This window comes from Bifidobacterium margollesii, assembly GCF_002860355.1.
In the GTDB taxonomy this organism is placed as follows: domain Bacteria; phylum Actinomycetota; class Actinomycetes; order Actinomycetales; family Bifidobacteriaceae; genus Galliscardovia; species Galliscardovia margollesii.
Window position 1 is genome coordinate 1 of record NZ_NMWU01000048.1, and the last position, 6,638, is coordinate 6,638.

General features: G+C 65.2%; 16 protein-coding genes, 1 tRNA gene and 1 pseudogene. 12 read left to right on the plus strand and 6 right to left on the minus strand.

Annotated elements, in window-relative coordinates; genetic code table 11:
- Positions 1-433, minus strand: a 433-nt coding sequence (locus tag Uis1B_RS10795; protein ID WP_165782867.1) for a helix-turn-helix domain-containing protein, incomplete at its 3' end; no start/stop codon positions are given.
- Between the two features lie 80 nt (positions 434-513).
- On the opposite strand from Uis1B_RS10795, the gene Uis1B_RS10800 reads away from it, so the two are divergent.
- The 9 genes from Uis1B_RS10800 to Uis1B_RS12395 all read left to right on the plus strand — a co-directional run bounded on the left by Uis1B_RS10800 (position 514) and on the right by Uis1B_RS12395 (position 3,882).
- Positions 514-595, plus strand: a tRNA-Tyr gene (locus tag Uis1B_RS10800).
- Positions 596-661: 66 nt separating this feature from the next.
- Complete coding sequence (locus Uis1B_RS10805; RefSeq protein WP_101618224.1) at positions 662-844, plus strand: hypothetical protein; 183 nt, start codon at positions 662-664, stop codon at positions 842-844.
- Positions 845-1,262: 418 nt separating this feature from the next.
- Positions 1,263-1,646: a 3'-5' exonuclease family protein gene (locus tag Uis1B_RS10810; protein ID WP_101618226.1), complete on the plus strand. Its 384-nt coding sequence runs from the start codon at positions 1,263-1,265 to the stop codon at positions 1,644-1,646.
- Entirely contained in the window at positions 1,643-1,873 is a 231-nt protein-coding gene (locus Uis1B_RS10815) for a hypothetical protein (protein ID WP_101618228.1), read from the plus strand. The genes Uis1B_RS10810 and Uis1B_RS10815 overlap by 4 nt, the downstream gene beginning before the upstream one ends.
- The gene (locus Uis1B_RS10820; RefSeq protein ID WP_101618230.1) at positions 1,870-2,208 is read left to right on the plus strand and encodes a hypothetical protein; all 339 of its coding nucleotides are present in this window, start codon (positions 1,870-1,872) and stop codon (positions 2,206-2,208) included. Before Uis1B_RS10815 ends, Uis1B_RS10820 begins: the two co-directional genes overlap by 4 nt.
- A complete protein-coding gene (locus Uis1B_RS10825) occupies positions 2,201-2,488 on the plus strand; it encodes a hypothetical protein (protein WP_101618232.1) in 288 nt (95 codons plus the stop codon). Before Uis1B_RS10820 ends, Uis1B_RS10825 begins: the two co-directional genes overlap by 8 nt.
- Positions 2,485-2,664, plus strand: coding sequence for a hypothetical protein (locus Uis1B_RS10830; RefSeq protein ID WP_101618234.1), 180 nt, complete (start codon positions 2,485-2,487; stop codon positions 2,662-2,664). Before Uis1B_RS10825 ends, Uis1B_RS10830 begins: the two co-directional genes overlap by 4 nt.
- Positions 2,661-3,017, plus strand: a complete 357-nt coding sequence (locus Uis1B_RS10835; protein ID WP_101618236.1) for a hypothetical protein — start codon at positions 2,661-2,663, stop codon at positions 3,015-3,017. The genes Uis1B_RS10830 and Uis1B_RS10835 overlap by 4 nt, the downstream gene beginning before the upstream one ends.
- A gap of 112 nt (positions 3,018-3,129) precedes the next feature.
- Entirely contained in the window at positions 3,130-3,882 is a 753-nt protein-coding gene (locus tag Uis1B_RS12395; RefSeq protein WP_243390359.1) for a hypothetical protein, read from the plus strand.
- Here the strand turns inward: Uis1B_RS12395 and Uis1B_RS10845 are convergent.
- The 5 genes from Uis1B_RS10845 to Uis1B_RS12470 form a co-directional block, all read right to left on the minus strand.
- Entirely contained in the window at positions 3,872-4,234 is a 363-nt protein-coding gene (locus Uis1B_RS10845) for a sigma-70 RNA polymerase sigma factor region 4 domain-containing protein (RefSeq protein WP_101618238.1), read from the minus strand. The two genes, Uis1B_RS12395 and Uis1B_RS10845, sit on opposite strands and share 11 nt — an antisense overlap.
- Positions 4,231-4,449, minus strand: coding sequence for a hypothetical protein (locus Uis1B_RS10850; protein ID WP_101618239.1), 219 nt, complete (start codon positions 4,447-4,449; stop codon positions 4,231-4,233). Before Uis1B_RS10850 ends, Uis1B_RS10845 begins: the two co-directional genes overlap by 4 nt.
- A gap of 376 nt (positions 4,450-4,825) precedes the next feature.
- On the minus strand, positions 4,826-5,035 hold the full coding sequence (locus tag Uis1B_RS10855; protein WP_101618241.1) for a hypothetical protein: 210 nt from the start codon (positions 5,033-5,035) through the stop codon (positions 4,826-4,828).
- Positions 5,028-5,189: a hypothetical protein gene (locus tag Uis1B_RS12095; RefSeq protein ID WP_165782868.1), complete on the minus strand. Its 162-nt coding sequence runs from the start codon at positions 5,187-5,189 to the stop codon at positions 5,028-5,030. Before Uis1B_RS12095 ends, Uis1B_RS10855 begins: the two co-directional genes overlap by 8 nt.
- 67 nt (positions 5,190-5,256) lie before the next feature.
- Positions 5,257-5,391 (minus strand): hypothetical protein, encoded by a 135-nt coding sequence (locus Uis1B_RS12470; RefSeq protein ID WP_279324942.1) that lies wholly within the window; start codon positions 5,389-5,391, stop codon positions 5,257-5,259.
- A 144-nt stretch (positions 5,392-5,535) separates the two neighbouring features.
- On the opposite strand from Uis1B_RS12470, the gene Uis1B_RS10860 reads away from it, so the two are divergent.
- From Uis1B_RS10860 to Uis1B_RS10870, 3 genes and pseudogenes are all read left to right on the plus strand, one after another.
- Positions 5,536-5,865 (plus strand): HNH endonuclease signature motif containing protein, encoded by a 330-nt coding sequence (locus tag Uis1B_RS10860; RefSeq protein ID WP_101618244.1) that lies wholly within the window; start codon positions 5,536-5,538, stop codon positions 5,863-5,865.
- A gap of 148 nt (positions 5,866-6,013) precedes the next feature.
- Complete coding sequence (locus Uis1B_RS10865; protein ID WP_101618246.1) at positions 6,014-6,397, plus strand: hypothetical protein; 384 nt, start codon at positions 6,014-6,016, stop codon at positions 6,395-6,397.
- Positions 6,390-6,638, plus strand: a pseudogene (locus tag Uis1B_RS10870) (terminase); the annotation flags it as partial. The gene Uis1B_RS10865 and the pseudogene Uis1B_RS10870, both read left to right, overlap by 8 nt.

Consider the following 6,638-nt stretch of genomic DNA (forward strand, 5'->3'; position numbering starts at 1 on the left):
GGTAGAGGCACTCGTGGCTTATCCGCATGCGCGGGTCGTCGGGCCATTCGATTTTGAGCCGTCCCTCGATCAGCTCCGGCGTCCATCCCTTGCGCAGCGCGTCCATCACCCAGGAGAGCAGCGGGTCGTACGCCATGCGCAGGGGCTTGCGCGACCTGCGGGCGCGGGTCTCGGCCTTGCGCTGCGCGGTCAGGGCCGAGTAGAACGGGCGCGCGGTCCATGCGCCCGTCTTCAGGCGTTTCGGCCTGTACGGACGGTAGGAGTCGTTCTCGTTGGACGCGAACCACAGGCCGCGCCTCAGCTCGCGGCTGACCGTGGACTTGTCCCGGCCGATCCTCAGGGCGATCTGGCGCACGCCGAGCCCCTCTCGGTTCCTCAGTTCGTCGATCCGGACTCGTTCCTCGGCCGACAGGTGGGAATACACTTTCGTCATGGGCGCAGCACTTTCTCTTCGGTTGTGGACTTGAACACTTCCAACCTTAGACAGGTGTTGCGCTTCTATTTAGAACCCGGGGTGGATTGCCAGAGTGGTCGATTGGGGCCGACTGTAACTCGGTTGCTTATTGCCTCGCAGGTTCGAATCCTGCATCCACTACGTATCGCGGACCCCGCACGCCGCGTCGTTAACCGTGCGATTCAACCAATCCACAAGGAGTAACCCATGTTCCGCAACAGGTTGTCCTACCTCCATCGCGTCATGACCATCGACGCCGGAGCCGATACAGGCGGCTCCGGCACCGAAACAGGAGACACTGCTGGAGCCGGCGACAAGGACGGGCACGAACAGTCCGACCGGTCCAAGGACTTCAGCCGGGCGCTCGCCCCCGTTCCCGGGACTGCATGAGCCCGCGAACCTGATCCTGCTGTGCGGCACCGGCACCACCGGATGCCACGGACAGGTCCACGCCAACCCGGCCCACGCCTACCGCAACGGCTGGCTCATGCACTCATGGGAACCCGACCCCGAGGCAAGCCCCCTGCTCGACCATGACGGCAGATGGCGACTCCTCGACAACACCGGACAAATGTTCGACTATCCGCGCGAACACCACGACACCGAAAGGAACCGATCATGAACCATCCCGACATGCTCCTATGGGTCGACGTCGAAACCACCGACACCAACCCCGCCACCATGCAGCTGCTCGAAATCGGCCTGCGCATCACCACCATGCAGGGCCAACCCATCGACGGCCTGACCGTCACCATCCCCAGATCACGCATCATCATCCACACCCCCAACCCAACTCACCGCCATCCGCATGCACACCGACAACCACCTCCTCCACGAATGCCTCACCGCCAGCAACAACCACACACCAGCCGAAAGCCTCGACCAGGCCGCCGACTTCATCCGACGCCACGCCACCCAATACACCCTCCACCCAGCCGGCACCAACCCCGACTTCGACCTCCAAGCACTCACAGCCATGCCGCAAACCGCGAGCGCACTGCGCCACGTGTCCTACCGCAAACTGGATATGAGCACGCTGCGCCTCCTCCAGCTGGCCGAGGGCGGTGACCCCTACGGCGCGCATGAGCCGGGATCGCACCGGGCCGACGACTGCCTCGACCGGGACATCGCCGAATACCAGGAGTACATGGCCGCCCGCCCGGCCTCGCACCGAAAGGAAACCGCAGCATGAACGACACCGCCAGAATCTTCACCCGCACCGGCCTGCGGCACGCGATCCGCTCCGCCATCCCCCTGTTCGCCGACACCGACATACCGGTCGACCGGGAGAACCTCGACGCGCTCGCTGACATCGTCTATGAGCGGTTCGGTCTTGAGACCGATATCAGTCCGCTGCTGGAGGATCAGGCGTCGGGCGTCATCCGCCGATACGCCACAACCGATGAGGAGGAATCATGACAACCAGGAAGAACAACAACACGCGCCGGGAGCCGGGCACGGACATGCCGATCGCACTGCTCGCGGACGGCCGCATGATGGACCTGACCGGCCGATCGTGCAACCTCGTCATCCAGTTCGCCTACCCCGACACGATCGGATGCAGCACCATCGCCGTCATGCACCTGCGATCGGACGACAAGCTCGCCGACCTGTGCGTCAACAGCGACCTCGACGAGAAGAGCCGCGTGAGGTTCGCGAGTCTCCTCGAGGCCACGGCACGAGGCCTGCGCCACTACCGGCCCGGAGAGGTCGGCATGGAGGACATGCCGCGCGAGGAGGATCCCGATGAGTGACCGGATCACCGTCACCTTCACCGCCAAGGACATGCAGGACACCACCATCGACGAGGCCGTGCGCCGCCTCGAAACCGCCGGCTGGAAGCACGTGCGGATCGAGAACCTCGCCTCCAGCCGGCCCGACCGGGACCGCCAGCGCCTCGCCGACGATCTCGCCACAGCCCTCGACGGTCTCGACCTCACCCTCACGCCCAGCGTCAACGACGTCGACGAGGCCGACATGGAGGACCTGCTCGCCATCGCCGGCAGACTCACCGGACACGAGGAGGAATCATGAGGCTCACCGTTGAGGAGATCCGCGGCCGGCTGACCACGGACGAGGCCGAGTTCGCGGCCGCACGGGACGGAGCATGGGAACTCGGAGACAACGTGCTCGCCGCCCAGATGGAGGGATCACGCATCGCCTGCCACTTCATGATCCGGTTCATCGACACGAGGACGACGGAATCATGACCACCGCCAAACACAACGGCTTCTGCGCCATGTGCGGCCGGTACGGCCGACTCCGCACCATCGAACACCCACTATGCTTCCGCTGCTCGGACTGGCTCGCCGGCCGCCGCGACACATGGATCGGCACCTGCCGCCTGTGCGGAGCCGAAAACGCCATGTTCCCCACACGGGACCCGATATGCGACGCCTGCGCCAGCAGCATCAGGCATACCAACCAGCCGAACCCCGTGGACATGACCGACCCCGAAACCCGCCGCCTCATCGCCGACATGCGATCCCACACCGACCCCATGATCCGAACCCGACTGCGACAGGACCTCATCCAACACCTGCCAACGAAGGAAACCCCATGAAACAACACCACACCGCGCTCGCCGGCGGCGCATGAGAAAGCCCTCCGCACGAAGAGCGAAGGGCGTGACCGGCAGTCACCCATCATAGCCGACGTCGTGGAGGGGAAACACCATGAGCCAATGCCAGTATTGCGGCGAAACCGAGACGCGTGAACCATGGACGCTATGCCAGGCATGCCGTGCGCGGTACGCGAAGGGCCTCGACCGGCTGCGCCGCATCCTGCCGCTGCTCGACCAGATCACCCGCCGCGAATACCGGCTCGCCGAACGCGCCGGACGTGCCGCGAAGGCCGACGCGCCGACGCCGCTGGATCTGCACGCGCAGGATCTGATCGACGAGACCGAGAACATGCTGCAGGACGTGTGCGTGACGGCCGGGTTCACATGGCTCGACCGGTGGCCACGCCTCATCCGCCGCATGATCGTCCGGCTCGACCTGCTGTGCCGGTCCGCCGACGCCGGACGCAGCCTCCACAGGGTCGAGCATGCCGTGGAACGGCTCACGCCCGTCGTGGACCGCAGGCCCCGCACCCGGAGGATCATCGGCCCATGTCCCGCCTGCGGCACGGAGATCACCGCCGCGAGCGGGGAGAGCCTGCGCCGATGCCCCGAATGCGGCAGCATCGTGGACGCCGACGCGCTGCGCTCGCAAACGGCCGAGACGGCCGACCGGTATCATCTCACCCGCACGCCCGCAGGACTCTCCGAATGGCTACGGGAGGAATACGGGTACCGGATCAGCCGCAAACAAGTCAGCAACTGGGTTAACCGCGGGAAGCTGCCCAGCACCACGCCGGTCGGCGACGGATACTACGAGTTCTCGATCCGGGAGGTTCTCGCCATGGCGATGGCCTCTAGGCGTTGACGAGCTGGTGTGCACGCTGGTGGGAGATGCCCAGCAGCGCGCCGATCTCACGGAACGGCATGCCCATGCCATGCAGCGACAGCACCGCCTCCCGCTGCTTGGCGCGGGATCGTTCCGCCGCCTGTTCCGCCGCCTTGCGTAGGCGAATGGATTCCTCCACGGCCTCGGGCAGGTGCATGACGACGTTGATGGCCGGATCTTTTTCCCCGGTCATGATCTCGATGAGGTCCTTGGCCATGACGTCGATCTCCTTGATGGACGTGGCCATGGTCACTCGCTTGACGGCGGGCACGTCGATGCACCAGTATTTGCCGTCCGGTGTGACGTCGACGGTGTATGGTTGGTTGCTCATTTCCACCAGTCCTTTCCGAGTTTGTCTTCGCATTCGCGGTAGATGCCGCGAGTGGTTGGTTCGGGTATCTCGTTGTGGCGAGGCGGTGGGATCATCAGGCCGTCGAGCAGGTAGATGTCGTGGTTGCCGCCCTTGCGTGCTGCCTGCGTGAAGTCGATGCCTTGTTTTCGGGCTTCGGCCCTGATTCGTTTGATGATGTCCTTGCGCTTCGTCATATAATCAGTCTATTAGATTAGACAGAGTGTGTCAAGCTGTTAGACAAAAGTGGGAACCGTTGGAAACATTGACTGAATCCGCTCCGTGGTATACTTCGTATCGAGATTAGTGTGAGACCCCGGAAGGTGATCCTCCGGGGTCTTCGCATATCCGGCCATCTCATGGGAGGCTACCCGGCCGGGCGCGGTGGATTCCAACCCCGCCGCGAATCATGTCCTCCCGCCAAGGCTTGCGTGCCCGAGAGGACGAAAGGGCCCCGCCGAGAGGCGCGGCGACCAGCAGACACCGCCACTGGTCCGCGGCTTCGAATACCACCCAAGCCACCAAAACGGAAGCGACGCCCCGCGAATGTGACCCGAGGGGCGTCGTCCGTGCCTAGTCGTCGGTCTTGCGTTTGCGTGGCCTGCCGCCGCCGACGCCTCGGCCGGGACGCTTCGCGTTCCACTCGTCGATCGTCTCCGGCTTCCAGCCGCGGGTGCGGCCGATCATCACGTCGGGTTCGGGCAGCCTGAGGTTGAGCAGGCCGCCGCTGGTGATGCCGAGACGTTCGGCGACCTGCTTGACGCCGAGATAACGCTCAGTCATCACGGCAGCCGAACAGTCCGAGCCTGAGGCAGTCGAGACCGGCGCATAGCGCCAGCAGCGCGGTGATCCACGGCGCGAACCCGGCGAAGGCGCTGGCTCCGGCCGCGAGGGAGAACCCGAGGCCGGCGATCGATGTGAGCAGTTTGTGTTTCATGGTGTTTTGCGGGATGCTTGGAGGAGGGGATTCTGGGCGGTTGGGTCGCTCGGAATCCCCCTTTCTGCTACCTCCTCTTGTGCTTCGGCTCGTGCTTTGGATGACGTTCCTCGCGGTGCTCGATCAGCAGCAGGATCAACCCGCCGAGATCGGCCGTTGCGGAAATGATCGCCGCTATCGCGGCGATCAGATCGGGACGCATCCCGCTTCCTCCTTTCGCTCTTGAGTTGTCGTCGGTCTTCCCTGCCGACATATCTATAGTAACACAATAACTATAGATATACAAGTCGAGACACCGCGACACGCCGGGAATCCCAACGATCCCAGACATTCAGGAGGCGAGGACATGAGCCGAGGCAATCCGCGACGCGCCAACGGCTGGCGACGGGACCGGCTGCGCAGGCGCGTGCTCGCCGCCTACGACACGTGCGCGATCTGCGGCCGGCCCGTGGACAAGACCCTGCGCACCCCGCACCCGATGAGCGCGGAGGTGGACGAGCTCGTCCCGGTGTCGCGCGGCGGCGACCCATTGAGCTTCGCGAACTGCCGTCTCGTGCACCGACGCTGCAACCGATTGAAGAGCAACAAGGGCGACGAGTGGGCACGCGCCCAACTCGACCGCAGACCAACACCAAACGCCACGTCGCTGCCCCTGACGACCAGCGGCGACTGGTGAACCCAGGGGGAGGCACCCCCGCCCCGGCCCTTCCGGCCACCTCGGGCGCAGGGCCGATATCTCCCCACGGTTTCCATCCGTGACATGTCACGGCAGATTGGAGGTGTCACGGATGCGTACATGCGCTCATTGTGGTGCTCCTCTGCCTGTGAACATGCGTTCCACCGCTAGGTACTGCGGAGCCGCGTGCCGGAAGGCCGCGCAGCGCGCCCGCCAGCACGGAGACGGGACGGCCCGGCCCTCGGCGAAGTCCGCAGCCAAGCCGGCGCGCAGGCCGGCGCCGCTGACGGGTCGTGAGTTCGAGCGGATGATGGACGGCAAGATCGAGGACGTGCTGCGGCACAACCGCGACCGCCTGCAGGCCGCATTGGACGATCCGGGCACGCCCGCGAACGCGCTGCCCGCGATCAGCCGGCAGCTGATCGCCGTGTGCCGCGAACTGGACGATCTGAGCGGCGGTGACCCGCTGCTCGATCTCGACGACGAGCCGCTGGAGGGGGTGGATGCGGATGCCGGAGCGTCGGTTGTCTGAGATCGCTGCCCACCTCGTCCAGCCGTCGGGCATCGTCTCCTCCGACTTCACCCGGCTCAACAGGGTCGCCGTCAAGGCGGGCATCCGGTACGACCCGTGGCAGCAGGGCCTGCTCTACCTCCTGTTCGCCCGCAGGCGGGACGGCCGGTACGCGTGCGGCGAGGGCGGCACCGTGGTCTCCAGCTGCCGTCAGATCGGCAAGACGTTCACCATCGGCACCGCCATGTTTCTCAAATGCATC